General features: G+C 43.6%; 20 protein-coding genes. 1 reads left to right on the forward strand and 19 read right to left on the reverse strand.

Annotated elements, in window-relative coordinates; translation table 11 throughout:
- The first annotated feature begins 90 nt into the window (after positions 1–90).
- A complete protein-coding gene (locus VGD82_RS02170) occupies positions 91–2,631 on the forward strand; it encodes a chemotaxis protein CheW (RefSeq protein WP_331018826.1) in 2,541 nt (846 codons plus the stop codon).
- Positions 2,632–2,770: 139 nt separating this feature from the next.
- Here the strand turns inward: VGD82_RS02170 and VGD82_RS02175 are convergent, their stop codons facing one another.
- The 19 genes from VGD82_RS02175 to fhcD form a co-directional block, all read right to left on the reverse strand.
- Positions 2,771–3,874 (reverse strand): PilT/PilU family type 4a pilus ATPase, encoded by a 1,104-nt coding sequence (locus VGD82_RS02175; protein ID WP_331018827.1) that lies wholly within the window; start codon positions 3,872–3,874, stop codon positions 2,771–2,773.
- A gap of 124 nt (positions 3,875–3,998) precedes the next feature.
- Positions 3,999–6,104 (reverse strand): tetratricopeptide repeat protein, encoded by a 2,106-nt coding sequence (locus VGD82_RS02180; RefSeq protein WP_331018828.1) that lies wholly within the window; start codon positions 6,102–6,104, stop codon positions 3,999–4,001.
- A gap of 9 nt (positions 6,105–6,113) precedes the next feature.
- Positions 6,114–7,352 carry an FAD-dependent 5-carboxymethylaminomethyl-2-thiouridine(34) oxidoreductase MnmC gene (mnmC, locus tag VGD82_RS02185; RefSeq protein WP_331018829.1) on the reverse strand — a complete coding sequence of 413 codons (1,239 nt, stop codon included), beginning with the start codon at positions 7,350–7,352 and terminating at the stop codon, positions 6,114–6,116.
- Entirely contained in the window at positions 7,345–8,091 is a 747-nt protein-coding gene (gene mnmD / locus VGD82_RS02190) for a tRNA (5-methylaminomethyl-2-thiouridine)(34)-methyltransferase MnmD (RefSeq protein ID WP_331018830.1), read from the reverse strand. The genes mnmC and mnmD overlap by 8 nt, the downstream gene beginning before the upstream one ends.
- A gap of 116 nt (positions 8,092–8,207) precedes the next feature.
- Positions 8,208–9,494 (reverse strand): cyclopropane-fatty-acyl-phospholipid synthase family protein, encoded by a 1,287-nt coding sequence (locus VGD82_RS02195; protein ID WP_331018831.1) that lies wholly within the window; start codon positions 9,492–9,494, stop codon positions 8,208–8,210.
- Between the two features lie 16 nt (positions 9,495–9,510).
- Entirely contained in the window at positions 9,511–10,305 is a 795-nt protein-coding gene (locus VGD82_RS02200) for a DUF1365 domain-containing protein (RefSeq protein WP_331018832.1), read from the reverse strand.
- Positions 10,292–11,545, reverse strand: a complete 1,254-nt coding sequence (locus VGD82_RS02205; protein ID WP_331018833.1) for an NAD(P)/FAD-dependent oxidoreductase — start codon at positions 11,543–11,545, stop codon at positions 10,292–10,294. Before VGD82_RS02205 ends, VGD82_RS02200 begins: the two co-directional genes overlap by 14 nt.
- Positions 11,546–11,644: 99 nt before the next feature.
- Entirely contained in the window at positions 11,645–12,601 is a 957-nt protein-coding gene (locus VGD82_RS02210) for an acyl-CoA desaturase (protein WP_331018834.1), read from the reverse strand.
- Between the two features lie 62 nt (positions 12,602–12,663).
- Positions 12,664–13,170 (reverse strand): lipocalin family protein, encoded by a 507-nt coding sequence (locus VGD82_RS02215; protein ID WP_331018835.1) that lies wholly within the window; start codon positions 13,168–13,170, stop codon positions 12,664–12,666.
- A gap of 38 nt (positions 13,171–13,208) precedes the next feature.
- Positions 13,209–13,856 carry a DUF6134 family protein gene (locus tag VGD82_RS02220; RefSeq protein ID WP_331018836.1) on the reverse strand — a complete coding sequence of 216 codons (648 nt, stop codon included), beginning with the start codon at positions 13,854–13,856 and terminating at the stop codon, positions 13,209–13,211.
- A 25-nt stretch (positions 13,857–13,881) separates the two neighbouring features.
- On the reverse strand, positions 13,882–14,655 hold the full coding sequence (locus VGD82_RS02225) for a DUF1295 domain-containing protein (protein ID WP_331018837.1): 774 nt from the start codon (positions 14,653–14,655) through the stop codon (positions 13,882–13,884).
- A 1-nt stretch (position 14,656) separates the two neighbouring features.
- On the reverse strand, positions 14,657–15,169 hold the full coding sequence (locus tag VGD82_RS02230; protein ID WP_331018838.1) for a DUF2878 domain-containing protein: 513 nt from the start codon (positions 15,167–15,169) through the stop codon (positions 14,657–14,659).
- Between the two features lie 18 nt (positions 15,170–15,187).
- Positions 15,188–16,261, reverse strand: coding sequence for a cyclopropane-fatty-acyl-phospholipid synthase family protein (locus VGD82_RS02235; RefSeq protein ID WP_331018839.1), 1,074 nt, complete (start codon positions 16,259–16,261; stop codon positions 15,188–15,190).
- Positions 16,262–16,466: 205 nt separating this feature from the next.
- Positions 16,467–17,621, reverse strand: coding sequence for a cardiolipin synthase ClsB (gene clsB, locus VGD82_RS02240; protein ID WP_331018840.1), 1,155 nt, complete (start codon positions 17,619–17,621; stop codon positions 16,467–16,469).
- 6 nt (positions 17,622–17,627) lie between these two features.
- Positions 17,628–18,383: an endonuclease/exonuclease/phosphatase family protein gene (locus tag VGD82_RS02245; protein WP_331018841.1), complete on the reverse strand. Its 756-nt coding sequence runs from the start codon at positions 18,381–18,383 to the stop codon at positions 17,628–17,630.
- Between the two features lie 23 nt (positions 18,384–18,406).
- Positions 18,407–19,081 (reverse strand): hypothetical protein, encoded by a 675-nt coding sequence (locus VGD82_RS02250; RefSeq protein WP_331018842.1) that lies wholly within the window; start codon positions 19,079–19,081, stop codon positions 18,407–18,409.
- Positions 19,082–20,011 carry a rhodanese-related sulfurtransferase gene (locus VGD82_RS02255; RefSeq protein WP_331018843.1) on the reverse strand — a complete coding sequence of 310 codons (930 nt, stop codon included), beginning with the start codon at positions 20,009–20,011 and terminating at the stop codon, positions 19,082–19,084.
- A gap of 139 nt (positions 20,012–20,150) precedes the next feature.
- Positions 20,151–20,960, reverse strand: coding sequence for a formylmethanofuran dehydrogenase subunit C (locus tag VGD82_RS02260; protein ID WP_331018844.1), 810 nt, complete (start codon positions 20,958–20,960; stop codon positions 20,151–20,153).
- On the reverse strand, positions 20,957–21,865 hold the full coding sequence (gene fhcD / locus VGD82_RS02265) for a formylmethanofuran--tetrahydromethanopterin N-formyltransferase (protein WP_331018845.1): 909 nt from the start codon (positions 21,863–21,865) through the stop codon (positions 20,957–20,959). The genes VGD82_RS02260 and fhcD overlap by 4 nt, the downstream gene beginning before the upstream one ends.
- Positions 21,866–21,867: the final 2 nt, after the last annotated feature.

Raw genomic sequence — 21,867 nt, forward strand, 5'->3', positions numbered from 1 at the left:
GGATGGATATTGCCGGTTGGCTTGTATTTTGCTTCATTGGTAAACATGCAACGGTGCATAAAATAAATATCATAATGATGTGAGTAAATAATGAATCAGATTTCTTCGTTTCAAATCGATAATTACCTGCCATTTATGCGCGACGTGGTGCGTTGTGAGCAGTCGTTACATGAGTTAAATTTAATGTGGAGAATTATTGAGTCATCCGCAAAAATGAACTGCCCAGTCGAGGCAAAGAGCATACTGCCAACGATGGCAGCTACTCGTGCCGGGTTTAACCGTCTGGAGAAAGAACTTGTCCTAAGCTTAGTCCAGGAAAAGGTAGCCACTGTGTTTAACGAGATAGGCACTAAGGCTAAGTATGTGATTGATATCTTGGTGCGTAACCTTTATGAACGTACAGCAGATGTTGGGTTTTTAGCCACAGATCGTGAGTTATGTAGTTTTGTGGCAGGGCTTAGCGGTAGCGTGGATGATATACGTTTACGTTTGCGCGCTTATAGAAGCAAATATACGGTGTATGACGAAATTATCTTGCTTGATGTTTCTGGTAACGTTTTGGTGCAGATTAACCAGGAAACACCGATTGAGGGCAGTTTAGATCCGTTGATCTATGAAACACTGCATTCAGAAGATTATGTAGAAACTTATCGTCATACTGATTTGCGCCCTAATAAGGATAAAGCGCTGATTTACTCTAAGCGCATGCTGCATCCTGAAACGGGTGCGGTGATTGGTATTTTATGTTTGTGTTTTAATTTTGTGGAAGAAATGGCCGGGATTTTCCACTCTCATCGCGACCCCAGCATGCGTTCAGTAATGTTGCTGCTAGATCAAAATCAGCATGTGATAGAAACCAGCGATGCCCGCTGGGTGCCAGTGGGCGCAGTGGTGCCAGTGAATCATGATGCTAAATCAAGCTTAATGATTTATGGTGGGCGTGAGTATCTGGTTGCTACCTTTAAAGCTAATGGTTATCAAGGTTATATGGGGCCGAAGGGATGGCAAGGGCAGGTGATGACGCCTGTGGATATTGCATTTACTGGCCAGGAGACTAGCGCATTAAAATCTCTGGATGCCAAAGTTGCCAGAGGTTTGCTCTCGCATGCGCAGTCTTTCTGCCCACCGCTTTACGAGGTGATGACGGCTGCCTCCACCATACGCAGGGTGGTATGGAATGGGCAAGTCATGACGGTAGGTCAGACTGGTGAACTGTTTAAACTGAAAACCATCTTGGACCAGATTAGTGAGACCGGGACGCGCAGTAATGAGCTATTTGCACAATCTATCAATGATCTCTACGAGACGGTGCTTGCTTCTAGATTGCAGGATTCTGAGTTTTTATCACATTTGCTGGTGGATTTATTAGACCGTAACTTATATGAGCGTTCTGACGATTGCCGCTGGTGGGCAGTGACGCCGGAGCTGAGGGTGGCGCTGGCTTCCGGGCGTGTGGATGCAGCAAGTGTGTCGCGTATTACAGAGATACTGAACTATATTAATCAACTCTATACCGTATACACACGTATTTTTGTTTACGATAAACAAGGCGTTATTATCGCCAGTACCAACCCCATCGATGAAAAAGGCTCTATCATCGGCACCACTGTGGACGATGCTACCTTAGATGGTGTGCTGTCTTTATATAATGAGCAGCAATACTATGTTTCACCTTTTGAGGCGAGTTCACTTTACAGTGATAAGCCTACCTATATCTATCATGCTGCAATTATGGCGCCTGATGGCACGGACGTAGTGGGCGGGATTGGTATTGTGTTTGATGCCACGCCTGAATTTAATGCCATGTTGCTAGGTGGTATTGCCGAGAGCGAGTCTATTAAGGCTTTTTATATTGATAGGCAAGCTAAGATTATTTCTAGCACCGACCCTAGTCGACCAGTGGGTTCCACCTTAGATATTGACCCAGATTTACTGAGTATGTCTAATGGGAAAAGCGCGTCCCGTATTGTGATCCGTGATGGGCATTATTGTATTCTTGGCTGCAGTGTCTCTAACGGTTACCGTGAGTTTAAAGTTTCAGATGGCTATAAAGAGGACGTGATTGCGGTAGTTTATGATGCATTTGGTGAGGTGCGTAACCACTTCAGTTCTGGTAATGACTCCGCCTCGATTATTCATAGCTCCCCTACCCAGTCATCTGACCCTGAGTTTGCTACCTTCTTTGTGGACGAAACACTGTTTGCGTTGGAAGCTGAAATTGTTTTAGAGGCATTGCCGGCATCCGAGATTTCTTCGGTATCTATCGGTAGCCGCTCCGAGCGAGTAGGGGTGGTTTCGGTGCAGCATGAAACCAAGGGCTCGCATTATGTTTGGGTGTACGATTTTAGTTATCTGCTAAGCGGTGTACCTTCAGTAGTGGATAGTAATAGTCAGGTAATTGTCATTATGTGCGGCGAGCATAAAGTTGGTTTGCTAGTGGGCGCTCTACATTCAGTTGCGCAGTTCAGTGAAAACCAAATTAGCACGACACCGTTAGCGAATGACAAAAGAGGAAACCTGATTAAATGGATTATTAAAGCCAATGACGGTAATCTGTTTATTCAATGCGTGGATGTGGATTTCTTGTTAAGAATGCTGACCAATCCGTTTGACCCAGTAAAGCAACAGTAAATGTAGCTAGTATCTAATCAGGACATAACGCTTACTCAACATGTAGTAGGCGTTATGTCCTGTTTGTTCACTAATGATTGCGTGTTAGCTAAATAGCATCTGGATGCGATATGTAGTTTTGTGCTCAATAATCTATCTGTCAGATGCCTAGGCCACTGCCGCCATTACGTGATCCCTCAGCAGAGAAGCGTATTTTTAACGACAAGTCATTGCGCGAGTCAGCATAAGCCAAGGCGTTTTCTTCGTCTATTTTGTCGTTTGAATATAGCTTGAATAGAGATTGATCAAAGGTATGCATGCCAATATCGGTATTCTCGGCCATGATTTCTTTAATTTCTCCCATTTTTTGTTTCTGGATTAGCTCGCTCATGTAAGGCGTGTTAATCATCACTTCTGTAGCGGCCACACGCTTACTTTGCTTACCAGGGATTAAACGCTGCGATATGATGCTTACCAGATTCATAGAGATGCCTAGCAACAAACCATTTCTGCCATCTTCTGGGAAGAATGAAATAATACGTTCTAGCGCTTGGTTAGCGTTGTTTGCATGCAGTGTAGCTAAACATAAATGCCCGGTTTCAGCATAGGCTAGAGCGTTTTTCATGCCGTCCATGTCGCGTACCTCACCAATTAGAATCACATCAGGTGCTTGGCGCATGGCATTTTTAAGTCCATTCTCAAATGACAATGTGTCGATACCAATTTCACGTTGGTCCACGACAGACTTTTTATGCGGGTGAATAAACTCAATAGGGTCTTCCAGTGTAAGAATATGGCCATTGCTGGTTTCATTGCGATAATCAATCATAGATGCCAGCGTGGTTGATTTGCCAGAACCTGTCGCACCAACTACCAAAATCAGCCCGCGTTTGCGAGAGATTAAATCTTTAAGTACTGGCGGCAGGCCTAAGCTCTCTAATGATGGGATGTCAGTCTTGATATGCCGAATCACCATACCCACTTCACCGCGCTGTCTGAACACATTAACGCGGAAGCGACCAATATCTTTTTTACCCAATGCAAAGTTACATTCCAGTGTTGATTCAAATTCTTTGATTTGGTCTGCACTCATGAGTGAGTAAGCAATTTCTTTAATCATGCCAGGCTGCATCACCTGTGCGTTAATGGGAGTGGTTTCCCCTTCAACTTCTATGTGGATACTGGTACCTGAGCTAAAAAATAAATCTGAACCACCTTTGTCCAGCATAAATTTTAATACAGGGGTGATGTCAATTGCTGCCATGATTGTGTCCTGAACATTCTTAAATGTGTTTTGTTTTTTATAATTCAGTGCATTTGCACATGAATGACTTTAGCATAATTTTAATTGAACTCGTCAGTTCTGCTTGGCGTGATGATGTGTGCCACTATCTAAGGTTTGCCATCATTTCTACATAGATTTTCTCCAGTGATTGGGTGAATTGCACTGTATCAAATAAGGCAGATGTCATGTTTTCATCCTGTAGTTTTTGTTTTATAGCCGCCAGTGCACTTTGGTTTTGAGCAAGATTAATTGCAATTTCCTCATACTCGGCTAATGAGCTGCTAATCAGTTGTGTGAGGCCTGCAGCTTGCAACAAGCTGCCTGCAACGCGCGATGCAAATGTATCACCTACGCAGGTGAGTACCGGCAAGCCCATCCACAGTGCATCGCTACAAGTGGTGTGGGCGTTATATGGCTTCGTGTCTAAAAATAAATCGGCATGCGCATGGCGTGCAAGGTGGTCAGCAATGTTGACGCGTGGTGCAAAAATAATACGTTCAGCGGTAATGCCTCTGAGTTCTGCTTCACGCCATAAATTTTGCTTGGCCCAAGTATTGCAGTCGAGCAACCAAAGCACACTATTGGGAAGCTTGGCTAATAGGCGCATCCAAACGCTAAACACATCCGGTGTGATTTTGAATGACTGATTGAAACTACAAAATACGAAAGCGTCATCAGGTAGTTTGTATGCCTCACGGCTAAACGCTTGCCCAATCGGGCGTTTGCGATCATTAGGCTGGTAGCTGTGTGGTAATAGCGCTAGCTTTTCTGCGTAGTGCTTTGCTGTGTCAACTGGCGTAATAAAGGCGTCTGTTAACAGATAGTCGAACAGGGGAGTGCTGGGCGCATCGTGATGGCGAATTTCACCCATAGTGCCGGGAAAGCCGAGCCAGCTAACATTGATTTTGGCTGGGCGTAGGGCGGCTATGCCAGTGCGGCTGGTTTGGGTAAAGCCGGTTAAATCCACCAATATATCGATATTGCAGCTATGTATTTTTTTTGCGGCGTCTATTTCAGAGAGCGTACGTATATCGTGAAACTGGTCAAACGCTTTTTCTAACCTGGCTCTGGCACTGGTTTTGTCATTAACCCCATAAGAAAACGCATAAGTCTCAAATCGGTTTTTATCATGCAGCTCAATCAACTCACTGATGAGAAAAGCGAGCGGGTGCAACCTGAAGTCTGCAGATAGATAAGCGACTTTTATTTTTTTGTTAGGGGTGGCTGCTTGTGCAAATTGCAATTGTTTACCATGTTGAATCAATTGTGCGTAGCGATTGTTGGCCCAATTAGTGGCGCAAATTTTTTGCTCTTCAGCTGTAGTAAAAGGCATTGCTAAAAAAGCAAAAGGCGATATTTGAGCGCTGGGCTCCTGTGTGACCCAGTGGCGAATTTGCTCAATGTCATGTTCTAGGCCATCCCAATTACACATATGCTGCTTTTGGTGCACCAAATGTACTTTGGCGTGATATAGCTTTGGGTTGAGGTTGAGCGCGGTTTGATAACTTGCTACCGCCAAATCTAACTGGCCTAATTCGCGTTGTACATTGCCTAAGTTGTTATGCGTATCTGCATCGCTAGGGTTGAGCTGAATCGCCTTTTTGTACTGTTTTACCGCTTCATGCGGTTTACCTAGTTCGCGCTGGGCGTTGCCTAGGTTGTACAGCAACGTTGCGTCATGTGGGTTAAATTGCAAGGCTTCCTGAAAGCAGCCTTCAGCCTGAATAAAATTGCCAAGCAGATGTGCTTGATTGCCCATTGATGATAAACAGTGGCACAGTGCTTCACGTATGTCGTCAGCTTTTGGCCTTACTCTAAGCACGCGCCTATAGTAACCTGCTGCCTCTTCAAATCTGTTAGCGGCTAGTAGCGTGTTGCCAAGGTTAACTTGTACGTCTAAGTCTTTAGGCTGCAATAAAATCGCCTGTTGAAAGCTCTTGATGCTAGCCTCTATGTTGCCAGCAGCGCGTAGTGCTAATCCGTAATGATTTAAGTAATCGACTTCTTTGGGATTAATGGCTAAGGCTTGCTCAAGTTGCATCACTGCAAGCGCATTGCGATTGGTTTGATAATACACAAGACCAAGCATGTGATGTGCGTCGGCTAGCTTAGGTTGTGCGGCGAGCACCTGTTGGTAGAGCGCTTCTGCCTCTGTGTACTGACCTGCACGATGATATTGAACTGCTGTTAAATACTGAGATTGCGCCATAAGCTCATTTTAACCTGAAATTTTATGGGTAGAGGCTATCGTTTTTGCTAATTGTTTTAAACCCATTTCACGTAATAAGAAGCGATTAGGGTTAAGCAGGCATGCTAGTTCAGGGCTCAAGGGCAGCTGTTCATGATGAATCATGGTTGCCAATATCTCTGCACATAGTGGTGCACTGGTGAAGCCTTTGCTGCCATGTGCGGCATTGATATATAAGCCGGATATCCACGGCAGTGTGGTTGACGCTGCACTGGGCCTTACCGGTTTTGCTTTTAGTGCAGCGCTATTAACAAGCTCACCCACCAATGGCCAGTAATCACTGGTGGTGCAGCGGTAAGATACACGTCCGCCTATGATATTGGATTGTAAGTCTTGGTGTAGCGCTGTGGAGATATTGTTTAGTTTACTGAGGTTGTCCGCATGGTCTTGCTGCGTAGGGGTTAAATCGATTGCGGCTATAGATGGCGTATCTATGTTGGCAAATGAAGCCCCTAAACAATGTGCTTGTTGTGAAACAGCATGCGGACTCAGGTAGCCATCGCTACAAAGTATGGTTTTAACGTTACGGCTGATCGCTGTTGAGTCCACTACGCTGACTTGACCACGCACGGCCTTGGTTTGCAGTGGCAGGTGAGGTAATAGCTGCTGCGCATCGTTAGCGTTAGCAATAATCAGTACCTGTGCCGTTGCAAGTAATTGTTCATGATTGTAAACCTCGAAGCCATGAGTTTCTTTGCTGAATCTGGTCACTTGCTGCGTTTTTAGCACGCTAATATTGGGGTGCTGTGTTAAATGCTTACATAGGTGTTGCGGGTGCACCCAGCCTGCTGTTGGGAAGTACAAGGCATCATGGTCAATTGTGATGCCGGCAATCGTGCTTGCTTCATGCTGCGCTACATAGCTTACTATGCCGGCAGGGTGATTCTGCGCCGCAACCTTTTGAATGCGGGCGAGCTCTCTAGCATTAAAGCCCAGTTGCAGCATGCCACAAGCAGAGTAATCAGCCGGGGCGAGTTGTAGCGATTGATAAAACTCTAAACTAAATACATAACTAGCTAGTGCAAATTGGCTGCTTAAATCATCGCCGCTCAAGCGTGGGTACAACATCGCGAGCGGATTGCCCGATGCCTCATTGGCAATTTCTGCGTTGCGCTCTATCAGTGTGACTTTAACCCCGCGTTTTGCCAATGCGTAAGCGCTAGTGCAGCCAGCAATACCTGCTCCGATGACAATTGCCGTGTTAACCATTGTCAAAGCCTATAAATTCTCCACACAGCATTTCACGTTTTTTACCAAAACCGGGACGCTTGTTGACTTTGAAGCCTGCTGCGATTAAACCCCGTCTCACATCACCTGCGCTCGTAAATGTGGCAAAGGTGGTTGATGCTTGGGCATGTTTTGCCATCTCGCAAAATAATCCGGCATGCCACATTTCTGGATTTTTGGCGGGGGAAAATCCATCTAAGAACCATGCGTCTGCCATGCTGGTGATACGTGCTAATTGTTCTGTTGCATCCCCAATATGTACAGATAATTGAACTCTATCGTCATAAAGATTAATCGTTTGCTCATTAATTAAAGCTTGGTATTGATGCAATAGCGGAGTGCTTAATGCATTGAGTTGAGGCCACAATGCTAATGCAGCTGTGGTGTCATTTAATGTCAGCGGATATTTTTCTACACTAACAAAATGCAATACCGCATGTTCTGGTGCATGTTCTAGCCATAGTTTAGCCGCGCATAAGAAATTTAGCCCTGTGCCAAACCCAGTTTCAATAATGGTGAAGTTTGATAAGCCAGGGTGTTGCCAACGCGCTGGTAAATCATTGCCTTGCAAAAATACATATTCGGTTTCTAGTAAACCATTGTCAGTGGAGAAGTAAACATCTTGAAACTCTACGCAGTAGGGTAAGCCATCTCGCCATGCCAACTTTCTGGCGTTGGCGTTTGTTTCATCTGGCAATATTGTGTTGTTGCGCTCTAACATGATTTCATTATCAAATAAGATCGAGGCTGGTAAAGTTCTAGGCTAAACCGAAACGATTTTAAACGATAACACCCTGTATCAGCTCATCAATAACTTAAATCTTATTGAATTTAGCATTAAGACGCATTGCCAGTTCTGAGTGCACCTCTTCTATTGTTTGGTTTTGCTAACAGTAAGTGAACATCACCTAGCGCTCGCTCTATAAAGCCACCTTCACAATAGCATAGGTAGAACTCCCACATTTTTATAAACTCATCCGAGTAGCCCAATGCGCGTACTTGTTGGAGGTGATTAAAAAAGTTTTCACGCCACATCCTCAGGGTAGTTGCGTAGTGAATACCAATATCTTCTAGATCAATCAGTCGCATATCGCTCATCCGTGTAATGCTGTTGAGCATTGCAGTATTGGACGGAATACAAGACCCAGGGAAAATGTAGCGTTGAATGAAGTCCACCGAAGATTTAGCAGACTCATAACGCTGGTCTGTAATCGTGATAGCTTGAATCAATGCCAGCCCATCCGGCTTGAGTAATGTGCCTAGTTTTGCAAAATAAGTATCATAAAACTGGTGTCCTACTGCTTCTACCATTTCAATCGAGACCAATTTATCAAACTGACCATCTAAATGACGATAATCCTCAAGCAATAATGTGACTTTATCGCTGAGACCGGCGGTTTCTACCAGTTGTTTTGCTAATGCATATTGCTGCTTGGAAATAGTGGTGGTGGTTACGTGACAACCATAATTTTTAGCCGCATAAATTGCAAAACCACCCCAGCCGGTGCCAATTTCCACTACTTTGTCTGTTGGCTTTAAATCGAGTTTCTCGCATATTACTTTTAGCTTTAGCTCGGAAGCTTCTTGCAGCGTTTTTGTTTCAGAATTAAATATTGCGCTGGAGTACATTAGTGTTGGATCCAAAAAAAGCTGGAACAGCGGGTTACCCAAGTCGTAATGGGCTGCAATATTTTTACGGCTTCCCTCAGTGGTGTTGCTATTTAGCCAATGTAATACTTTCAGAATTGGTTTGGTGAGCCATTGATAGCCACCCTCTAGTGCGTCCATCACAGATTGGTTGATACACATCATCCTGATTAATGCAGTGAGGTGGTCTGTAGTCCAATAACCTAGCATATAAGCTTCGCCAGCCCCAATACTGCCGCCAAATGCAATTTCCCCATAAAAGCGGCTGTCATGAATATGAATCACTGCATTAAGCTCAGATGATGGCTGACCAAAGACGTGCTTGTCATCGCCGTCTATCAAGGTTAGCTGGCCAGTATGCAGATGGTTTAATCGTGCCAGAATTTTATGTTTTGCCAAATCCTCAACCCATTTGGCACGATTCTTTTTGCGTAGGTTACGAGTTAATTGCTCTTGTGCTGCAGTAGGTGTCATCATAATGGCGATATGTCAATCAGGGCTTGGTTGTAGAGGTAGGGTGTGAGTGAAACGGTACTTTTTTAAACCAGAGTTTTAAGGCATTCCAGTAAATCGCGAGCATGACTTTAAGCGTCATAAAGGGGTATTTCAGCAACGCTGCATAGAGCGAGGCGTTATTAATTTCACTGCGCTTCAATGTAAGTGTTGCATTAAAGATTTCACGGCTATCTTGCATGTTTTTCATGTGGGTATGCAGTTTCTGCGCTCCCAATTGAAATGCCCATTCATAGTCAATATTCATTGGCATAAACGGAGATACATGAAATTGTTTGCTAAAGCTAAAAACAGCGTTGGCATCATGATTAGTAGAGCCGATAGATACGTTTTTGGAAAAATCATGCACGTAAGCAAAGGTTTCATTCCAAGGGGTGTTGGTAATGTGGCTGACCATAGCCTGTAAAGTTTTGCCATCTTCTTCAAAACAGTAATAAAAGGTTACTGGGTTAAAGCAATAACCAAAGTAACGCATATTGGTGAGCATGCAGATCGGGCCGCGTGGTTTTTGACCCGTAGACTGCTCAATCAATTGGCTAATTTCATCTTTTAGCGCTTTTTTGCAATCGCCAAAATAGTCGGCACGTCTAAACCATGCAATATTTCTAGAAGCATAAGACCAAAAAAGGTTGGAATGAAACAGCGTAGGCAATTCATCCAAATTTAAGTACATCATGAATACTTGATAGCTAAACTGGTGTGGCTGCGGCTCTATTCGCTGGTGAGATACCCAGCCCTGATATATCGCGCTACTAGATAATTTATTTTGATGCATTTAAGTACTGCTCAAAATGTTTAAGTGCTGCTAAAGCACTTACTACGCCGTCTTCATGAAAACCGTTACGCCAGTAAGCGCCAGCGTAAGCCGTGCGATTAACGCCGCTGATTTCGTGGTGTCTTGCTTGGGCGGCAGTACCAGCTAAAGTGTAAAGAGGGTGCATATAGCTAAGACGCTTAATTACTTTGTCAGGATTAATGTCGTGCGTATGGTTAAGTGTCACCAACAACGGTTCTGTTGATTTCAGGTTTTGCAAGATGTTCATGTTATAGGTCACGGCAACCTTGTTAGCAGGTGGAGTCGTGACATGGTAGTTCCATGCAGCCCAAGCTAACTTTTTCTTAGGTAAGAGCTTGCTGTCATGGTGTAAGAAAATTGTGTTTTCTTGATACGGAATTGCACCAAGAACTTCAGCCTCAGCTTCTGTTTTGTCTTTTAATAAATGAAGCGCTTGGTCACTGTGACATGCGAAAAATACAAAATCAAACTTTTCCTCATCGCCATTCATAGGTTTGATGCGAACAGACTGCTTCAGACGACGCACGCTTTCAATAGGGGTGTTTATTCTCACCTTATGTTTGAAAGGTGCTGTGAGTGCCTGTACGTAGCTGGCCGAGCCACCTTTAATCGTGCGCCATTCGGGCCTGTCATTGACGGATAACATACCGTGATGGTGAAAAAACCTTACAAAGAATCTGGCAGGAAATGCAAGCATCTGCTCAGCATCGGTTGACCAAATCGCAGCGCCCATTGGCACGATGTAATGGTTTATAAATTGTTGGCTGTAGTTGCCTTGCCTTAAGTAATCTCCAAGCTTTATTTCATTGCCATCTTCAAGTAGCGCTAGTGATGCTTGATTAAAACGCAAAATATCTCGAATCATGCGATGGAATGAAGGCTTAAATAGATTAAGTCTTTGTGCAAATAGGCTATTTAGGCTAGTACCGTTGTACTCTAAACCTGTTTTTTCGCATCGCACACTAAAGCTCATGCTACTAGGTTGCCATGCCACTTTGAGCTCGTTCAACAGCTTGATAAAGTTTGGATAAGTGCGGTCATTAAATACAATAAAACCGGTGTCTACATTAAATGTTTTACCCTCATGTTGTATTTGGTGTGTGTGGGTGTGGCCGCCAATATGGCTTTCAGCCTCAAATACGGTGATGTCGTGTGTTGCATGCAGATGATGCGCTATGGTATTACCCGCAATCCCACTTCCAATAATCGCAATTTTCAAACTGAACTCTTTCAAATGTATTAAAACAAAAAATACCATGTTTACTACGTTGACATATCACCCAACCACTATATGCATCATCTGACTCATCGTATTTATCTAGCTTAGGTTTAGTTTGCTGGATTCAGGTTTGATTTTACGGGACTCCCTAATTGATACTGGTACTGTACGTAAATCCCAAATGAGCCCACACATTTCCAGCAACTTTAACCCGTAATAAGTTAAATCGACCTCCCACCAGTAAAAACCTTGTTTGGCAGAGCCGGGATAATGGTGATGATTGTTATGCCAGCCTTCGCCTAGTGTTGCTAAAGCGATCCAAAAGTTATTTCGACTTTGATCTGTAGTGGCATAGCGACGCTGACCCCACACATGGGCGAGTGAGTTGACCGTAAATGTTGCGTGATAAAGCACTACAGTGGAAATTGCAAATCCCCAAACAAGTAACTGCATTCCGTTTGTGTTGAGCGCTGGGTAATGGTCACCTAGCCAATCGCCTAGCACATAAATGCTGATGGCTAACAATATGGGAACGATGGCATCAAAACGATCTAAAAAACGGAGCTCAGCAAATTTAGAGAGCTCCTTAATATTCTCTGTATGCCCGGTAAAGTGTTTAGATGATAGAAACCATCCAAAGTGGCTCCATAAAAAACCATGCTGAACAGGGGAGTGTGCGTCTTCGGTTTCATCAGAGTATAAATGATGGTGACGGTGATGAGATGCCCACCAGATTGGGCCACGTTGCACTGCTGTGGCACCAATTAAGGCTAATATAAATTGAAAAGCGCGACTGGTACGAAATGCCCTGTGTGAAAAGTAGCGATGATAAAACGCGGTAATCGCGAACATTCTTATCAAATAAAGTGCAATAGCAAATGCCAATGCAAACCAGCTAAACCCTACGAAAATTACAGCAAAACAGGCGATATGTATCAAGGTAAACGGCACAACGCGTAGCCAATCGATGCTATGCCATTGATTTTCTGAAATAACAGCACTGGAATTAAGGTTGACGGCATGATTATCAAACCATGAAAGCAATTTATTAAACATAATGTTTATTGAGTTCTCGTAAACTTTTTTGATGATAGTTTGCTGTGAGTGTTTAAATGCGCTTATTGATGATGAGGTACATCGCGCAGTTTACTTGTGTCATAACCTAAACTCTTAACAAGTGTCGTCAGCTTTTTGTAGTCATCCTCACTAATTTTGGGAGACCTTGCCATAATCCATACGTAATCTCTGGCATTGCGGGCAATCACGGTTTGTGTGTAATTTTCGTCAAGGTAAGCAATAAGGTACTCCGCCTTAATTGGCCATATAAACTGCATGCCCCATGTTGCATTGCCAGAGTTTTTTACGACAAAACCATGCGGTTCATATCTTTTTTTAGGGCCGTTCAAACTACCCTTATTAAAGGTAAAGGTGGTGGCGATAGTGCCATCATCTTTGAGGCTATAGTTTTCAATCGCATTGTAAGACTCAGTTTCAATGGCAGTTGGAATAGCAGCAATCACATACCAATCACCCATGAACTTAGGCAAATCTACATGCGGTACAGTCTGAATGTTCGCCACTTGTTTGCTGGCGCATGCAGGTATTAGCGTTGCTAGTAAAGTCATCAATATAAGCCTTTTAGTGATATTCATCATGTGGTTAATCATTTTAATTTGTAATAAATATGATAGCCCTCAGGGGTGATGGACTTTAATCCAACCCATTCTTGCTTGTCTGCTGAGTACCATAGCTCAATGTTTAATTTTTGTTTCCCCTGCAAACTTGCATCAAGCTTGTAGTGCAGCGTCTCTATCGCCTTACCTTTTACCTCTAGCATGACTTTGCCTAACTGCTTGATTGTGGTGTCTAAAAATTCAGCATTTTGCGGATTCAGCAATTTGGATTGCTCCAATATTTTTTGGTTCCAATAGGCAAACGTCATGGTACAAGCCGGCAGATTTTGTACTTCATTGCCGTTTCTCACCTCAAAATTGTCTGCTTGGCGCTGACCTTTCACAATGGTTTTTGTCTTGTTTTCTAATGTTTCTGAGGCTAAGCTTTTAAGGCAGTTTTTATCCCAGTTTTCTGTTGCTTGGTGGTCGTATTGATAAGCGTTGATAAACAGTAACTTGACATTAAATTTAGCTCGGCTAATTAGCGTGTCGTTTTCATTCAAGGTGAATGTATGTTCGCCGATTTTAGTTTTATCCAAGTACACATCAAACGCCCACTCTTTTGTATAGGCATTACCAGATGCTAATCCTAGCAACAGAGTAAACAGCACATTGCTGAACAGGCGGGGCAGTTTCATAGAGATATGTGCTCAGGGTTTAATATTAACGTTTAGGTTTGCCGGGTATAAACGCGTTAGTGGTTTTAATATAGTGCAAATACTCTGGGCGACGCTCAGCAATATCTTTTTCTAACAGCGCAACGCCGCTTACTTTGAGTAGTAACAATGTCATTAATATGACTGAAGGCAATGACCACCAAGCGCCGCCTGCCAGTGCGATTAAGAAAAATCCCCACCATACACAGCACTCACCAAAGTAGTTAGGGTGGCGCGAATAACGCCAAACTCCGGTATTTAGAACTTTATGTCGATTAGCGTTAACGCGCTTAAATTTGGTCAGTTGCCAGTCTGCTATTGATTCCCATGTTATGCCAAATAGAGTCAGCAATATACCGAAGATATCAATGATGTTTAAAGGTGAGGTAGTGTTGATGCTGCCTAATATTGGTAATGAAATTATCCAGGCTAATAAGGCTTGTAAGCCAAATACGATGTATAGGCTGGACCACTTAAAGTGTGGTGCATTGTTTTTGCGTATCGCGACATAGCGATGGTCTTCATGCGGACCCCAGTTGCGATGTGTTAAGTAAATAGATAAACGTAAAGACCAGATTGTTAGTAAAGATAGCGCGATTAGGCCTCTTGCATGGATAGCGCTAAAAGAATCAACATACGCGAAACTTGCCAGTAAGAAAAATAAGCTCCACATACTATCTACGTGTGTAACGTTTTGCCTGAACACACTCAGTATCCAGCCCACTAGAGCAAATGCCAGCATTACGTAAACTCCGTTTAGGTAAAGGTCTAAAACTGGCATGTCACACACTCTCTACGCTATTTATATGACGAGCAATCAAAAGTAATAAGGGCGTAAGGATTGCCCAGCCTACGGCGAGTGCAACATAAGCAAGCTGACCCGCTACGACAACTGCACCGAGTTTTTCGGCAGCTAGGTAAGCTAATGGGCCACCTATCATGCCAAAAATAAAGCTTATCCAATAACGTTTATGCATCCACGCCAGGCTCATATTGAGCGTGGTGGCAAACGCTAACCATAACGCTAGAATCCATACAGGTACAATAGATATGCTCCAGCCATGATGCTGATAATCAATCAGATTTAATGACAACAGTGTTTGATCTAACAAAGCGCCAATCAGCATTGTGCTCACCAGGACTTTCAATTCACGATGTGCTTGATTTGTTTGATATAAGTGCCAAGCCAATACCATTGTAGTGACGATTACGCCTAACCATGGCTGTGAGTTAGCCGCACCCATCACACAGGCAAACCATGAAACCTGAAACAGAGCAAAATTGAGCAGTAGCATAGCTTATTTATTGGGGTATCAAGATTGGCGTTTAAACAGGTAATGTGAAACCCACCACTCTTGGCCATTTTTATACCCAAACAACTCAGCACAAGCCATGAAAAAGATACGCCAACGGTTACGCCATTGTTCTATCTGTTCTAAACCGTAGGTTTTACCCAGAATAGCAGTCATTTCTTCATGATGCTTATCCATGTTCTGCAGCCAGGCATTGGCGGTTTTTTCATAATGTGTGCCATCCCAACGCCAGCGATTCACTAATTTAAGGTCTGATTGAAAGTTGAGTGGCAGGTCGTCGCTAGGCATCATGCCGCCAGAGAAGAAGAATTGGCTCATCCAGTCATCATCGCTCTGAACTTCAAATAAGTAGGGGGTGCTTCTATGTACAAAAATATGCATAAAGAACTTACCGCCGGGGATGAGCCAGTCATGAATTTTCTTGTATAGCAGTTTATGGTTACGCATATGCTCAAACATCTCTACTGAAACCACGCGGTCAAACCCAGCTGCAGGATGAAACTGCTCATTAACGTAATCTGATGGGTCAAAACGATTCATATCACAAGTAATGACACGAATATTGTTCAGTCCTCTTTCTTTCGCACGTGCGGTAATATATTCGCGCTGAGAGTTTGAGTTGGATACCGCTGTCACTTTACTGTCAGGATAACGCGCTGCCATCCACAAAGTGAGCGAGCCCCAACCGCAGCCTAATTCTAGTATCGCTTGCCCATTTTTTAAGTCTGCGTGAGTGCAAGTTAAATCTAAAGCATTGGCTTCTGCTTCATCCAGATTTTTTGTTTCTGGCAGCCAAAAACAGCTGCTGTATTTTTTGTGTGTACCTAGGCACAGCGAGAAAAACTCCGCTGGCACTTCATAGTGCTGTGCATTAGCAAGCTCTGGCACAAGTGCAGCAGGAGCTGCATTCATTGCTTCGATAAACTTAGTTTGTAACTCAGTAGACTTCTCACAGTCACTAGCTTTAATTTCAGCTAAGCGTTGTTTTGAAAGATGTCTAATGCCATATCGGATTAAATAATCTGGAAACTTTCCATTTTCAGCAAGATTAATCGCTAGGTTAGTAAGCTGCATAGATGTCTTTCTTTGTTTTATTTTTGCAAAAAGTTACATGTTATTAAATTCGCTGTATGGGATTGTTAACAAAGTGAATGCGCTTTGTTTTACAAACACTAGAGCAGTGTTTGTCCTAAGTGGTTGATTTAAGTTCAATGCAACTTAAGTGCTTAGTTAAAGCAGAGGATGGCGGGAGGATAAGTGCTTGGCAAGAAGGCTAACTTTAGTGCTTATCTGCGTAACCAATGATGCCTAAAAATAGACGTACTAGGCCATATGCTATCCAGGATAGAAAACGTTTTACGCTGTGACCCTTCGCCCAGTCATTCGCTTTAATCTGGTAAGCACCATTATTGATAGCAGCGGTAATATCTTGGTGCAAGGTGGCGGCAAAGTGCTTATTTTTTAAGAAAATATTAGCCTCACGTGCTAAAAACAAGCTAAATGGGTCAATGTTAGATGACCCGACCGTGGCCCATTCTTGGTCGATGACGGCAACCTTGCTGTGCATAAAGCTTTTACGATATTCGTAAATTTCAATACCGTTCTTCAAGAAAATATTATAAAAAGCATGAGTTGCAAACATTAAGAAATACTCTTTACGTCCCTGCAGCAGCAGTTTGACTTTAACGCCGCGTGCAGCAGCATTGATGAGCGCTTTGCGAAATCTTCTACCGGGAATGAAGTAAGCGTTAGCGATAATGATTTCATGTTTGGCGCGATGAATCGCTTTTAGATACGCCGCTTCAATATCTCTTCTGTGCAATATGTTGTCACGCGTGACAAAAGCAGCCTTAATGCTTCCCCTTGTGTAATGTGCCGGTGCCTGCGAGCTGGTTTTAGGCAACGGTTTACTGTGAAAATGCAGCCAAGCCAGATGCTGCCACAGTTTTTTTACACTATTCGCGATAACAGGTAGCAATGCCCCTTGCACGCGTACCGCGTAATCAACTCTAGGCGCAATCTGATGCGGCACATTATTGTCATCAATGATATTTATGCCACCAACAAAAGCAGTTACATCATCAATCAGTGCCACTTTTTGATGTAGTCTGCGTAACCGATTTTTTTTAAATGTCCACGGTGATATTTTCTGGCGATAAATCATGACATGAATCCCTGCTGCTCGCAGGAATTCAATGTAAGTTTCTGGCAAAGTCTTGGAGCCAAAGCCATCAATCAGTAAATACACGGAAACCCCGCGCTTCACCGCTCGAATCATAGCTTCGCCAATAAGGGTACCAACTTTATCGGCTTCGTAGATATAGCTTTGCAGATACACTTCATGTCGTGCATGGTCAATTGCTTGTTCTAGCGCAGGAAAGTATTCAGCACCACTGCGTAATAGCTGGATATGATTTCCATTGATGAAGTGCATAATGCCTCAATGCCCTTTGGTGAGTGTTGCAGACAGCATGGCGTGGTCGGACAGTTTTAAAAAGCGCGCACCTGAGTGTACCTCTACGTGCTGGATTTTAAATCCGCGTGTGTAAATGCGATCCAATCTTAAAATTGGCAGCCATGAAGGGAAACTGCGCGCAGGCTTACCTGTATGATGAGCAAACACTTCTTGTAAGCCAACTTGATGCGAAAAATTCCTGCCAGAGCGCATGCCCCAGTCGTTAAAGTCACCAGCCACAATCAGGGGTGAATTGGCTGGAATATGTCGTTGAATATAGTCTTGAATTAATATCAGTTGCTGTTTGCGCCAACGTGCAAACAGACCTAGATGTACACATATGGTATGTAACGGTGCATCCCAATTGGGGATGTTGATTTCGGTATGCAGCATACCGCGCTCTTCGCTGCTATGTGCAGAAATATCAATGTTCGTTGTTTTTATAATGGGAAATTTAGATAGCAAAGCGTTGCCGTGGTGGCCTGCAGGATATACCGCATTCTTGCCGTAGGCATAATCTTTCCATATCGTGTCGGCTAAAAACTCCATTTGCCCTGCCATTGGCCAACTGTCAAAGCGCTTGCTGTGTTCGTGATGAACGTCACGTACCTCTTGTAGAAACACTACATCGGCATGCAGCTTTCTAAGTAGGTCACGCTGCTGGTGTAGTGATAAGTGAGTGTTAAAGTGCGTTAGCCCTTTATGGATATTAAAAGTGGCAATACGGAGTGTGTTGTGCACGTTAATTTTACTTGATAAGAGGTCTATTCAATAAAGGTTACTTCAATACCTTGATCCGAGCCTAGGTTTTTATCAGGGTTATCTATCCAGTATTGATAAAATTCGCGTATCACTAGCAAAAACAACTGTTTGTTTTCATCAATTTTAAACAAAGGCAACGTCATATCTACGCCAACCCGATACACTCTGGCATCGTCAGTAGGTGCGCCTTTTAATTGTAACAGCAGTATCTTTGCAAGATTAACACGGTTATCGAGCAACTGAGGGTTTGCCCCTTTGTCTTTTAGTGCTTTGGTGTAAGCGGCTAGAAGCCTGGTTTCGGTAACGTTAAATTTTGCAGTATGTAAACGATCGGTCAGCGCTTTAAGCGTTGTCGGTTCAGGTTGCCACTTTAATGGCTGGATATCAAAACCACCTTGCCTGCTAAACGCAGCGATAGCTTTGATATCTTGCATCCAAAACGGATAAAACTCTCTTGCGGTATTCAGACTATCATGCCAAATGTCGGCTGGAATGGTTTTAATGACTTTTTCTATGGCTTTGCTGTAGGTCGAACGCTCTAAGGCTTGGTTTTGTAACAGCGGTATAAATTGATCTAAAAACAACGAGCGTTTATAAAGCATGCCACTTTTCGCGCCTTTTTTTTCAAGTAACTTGAAATAGGCGCTGATGGCTTCTTGTTCGCGGGTGTAGGTCATTTATTTTTGTTTTTCACCAATATGTGTTTCTCCGCGCTGCTTTGCTAGTGTCACTTGTTTTTGTCTCTCTAGCAATCTAGCGCGTTTTTCTTCCGAGACTTTATCGTAACAATGAGGGCAGGAGATGCCAGCAACATATTGTTCGCTCTGCATTTCTGCGGGTGATAGTGGGTGCCTGCATGCATAGCACTGATCAAACTCCCCAACTTCTAAATTGTGTTTAACCGCAACGCGCTGGTCAAATACAAAGCATTCGCCTTCCCACATGCTTTGCTCTTCAGGTACGGTTTCCAGGTATTTTAATATACCACCCTGTAAGTGAAACACTTCATCAAAGCCTTGGTCCAGCATGTAAGACGATGCTTTTTCGCAGCGAATGCCGCCAGTGCAAAACATCGCCACTTTTTTATGTTTGGTTTTATCAAAGTGTTTTGCCACATACTCTGGAAACTCGCGGAACGTGGTTGTTCTTGGGTCGATTGCGCCTTTGAATGTGCCAATGTCTACCTCGTAGTCATTTCGCGTATCAATAAGCACTACATCAGGGTCAGAAATTAGCGCATTCCAGTCTTCTGGCTTCACATAAGTACCTACCTTTTTAGTAGGGCTTACTCCAGGCACACCAAGGGTCACGATTTCTTTTTTGAGCTTTACCTTCATGCGGTAAAACGGATGCTCATCGGCAAAAGATTCTTTGTGCTCTAAATCTGCAAATTTACCGGCAAATAGCGGGTCAGTGCGCAAATAGTTAAGCACCTGATGAATGTCGTCCGGCAGGCCTGCGATGGTGCCATTGATGCCTTCTTCTGCAAGCAGTAAAGTACCTTTAATCTGATGTGTCTTGCACGCCTCCAGAATAGGCACTTGCAGTGCTTTGTATTCAGGCAGGCTAACAAATTTATAAAGGGCGGCGGTCAGATACTTAGGCATAACAGCAAAATTTTAATGTAATACGCTATTTTAACAGATGATTTTATAAATCGATGCTTATCTCAAAAAGCTAGCTATTCGCTATACATTAACTTGTGGTTCTATGTAATTACCTGACCAATGTCCTTAAACTTAGTGCTTAAGCATTCAGAATAAGCACTTCACCATTACCTTTATAAGCTGCATCGCCTACAAAGCGCTGTACACGCTGTGAGCTTAATTGGCTAAATTGTGTGTTGTATTTTTTAAACGATTTAAATAATAAGCTCAGATATGGCAAGGTGTGAGTGCCACAGTTTTGCACTGTTGCATGTTGGGCTGGTGCATTTTTTAGTAATAAGGTGCCACGGTGCATATTAAATGCGGTGTAGGCACCTACATTGCCTAGTACACCAATTGTGCCTGCAACCATACGGCTGCCGCAGTAGTCACCAACGTTGCCTTCAATCAAAATCAAGCCTCTACGCATCTGGTCGCCCACACGGTCACCTGCATTACCTTTGATGATGACAGCGCCACCGCGCATGCCTTTGCGTAGGCCTTCAGAGCCTGCGCCTACAAAGTCACCTACGTTCGCATCAATTTTCAACAGGCCATTTACCATATTGCATGCGGCATAGCCTTCAGCACTGCCTGTGCAATGAATTTCACCATTTTTCATAGTAAAGCCCAAATAGGCGCCAGCATTGCCTTCAATGGTGATTTTGCCGGTAGACATATGTGCACCAATATAATCCAGCTTGTTCGATGCATTTTTAAACACGATATGCTTAGTATCATTACCACTGATTTCAAACAAGTCGCCAGCCAATACTGTGCTGTTGCCGTAAATTAGTTTAATACTGGCAATCTCAGCGGCTGATTTGTTAGCTAAATTATCTGGCGTTAAAGCACCACAATTAACCGAAAATTGGAGTGGATTCTTTAGAGTGAGAGTTAGCGCGTTCATGAGTTGCTGCCGTTTAAAATATCATGTAATTTGAAAAGGTGAGGGCCAAGCTTGCCGCCATAGTTACCTGCTGAAATGCGCTTTACGCCACTGTCAGCACCTAGGTTGCAAATCGCTTCGATGCCTACTTTCATGGAAAGTGCGATGTCCTCAAAGGTTAAGCCGTCAATCACAATCTCCATCACGCTTTCAATTTCAGGTGAAAGCTCAGTATTGGTTGCACCTTTTAGTGTAGGGCAGAATGCATCATTGGTTGAGGCAAACATGGTTTTATATTTACTGCCCACTTTAGAGCCAGAACGTACTACACCGCCTGGGAACGGCATTATCACGTTAGGCACTTTCTTCATGGCTTCAATCGCAACTTCTGCCGCAGCTAGTGCTGCTGGCTGTGATGTAGCCAAAATCAAAAAGTTGCCGCCACCAATTGCACGCACCATGCCTGTGGTTTCTTCAGTAATAAACTCGCCGTCCATCACCGGAATACGCCAGTAGCGTTTGCCATCAATCAGTTTAGAGGTTTGGAAGCCATCACCAAAATAACGCAGGTGTTTACCCAGGCTGATTTTATCTTCACCATCAATGCCGGAGAAAGCGGCAGCAGTCGGGCAAGTCAGAATACATTGCCCCATGCGGGTTTCTAATTGCTGCATGAGCACTTTGCTGCCCATGGCAAACATTAAGATGCTGACGCCAGGTCTGCCGTCCGGGGTTTCTTCTGTAGTAAGCTCGCACTCAATACCGGCTTCCACGCCACAGCCAATCACTGAGGTTGCAAAGCCGGTCATGGCATTAGCGGCATGGTATGCCCATTTCAGGTTTTGCGCGGTAATAATCACGCGAGTGCCGCGCATATTAAATGCTTCGGCAAAGGTATCATCAATTTGTATATTATTTAGCAACATTA

Source organism: Methylotenera sp. (assembly GCF_036401095.1).
Classification (GTDB): Bacteria; Pseudomonadota; Gammaproteobacteria; order Burkholderiales; family Methylophilaceae; genus Methylotenera.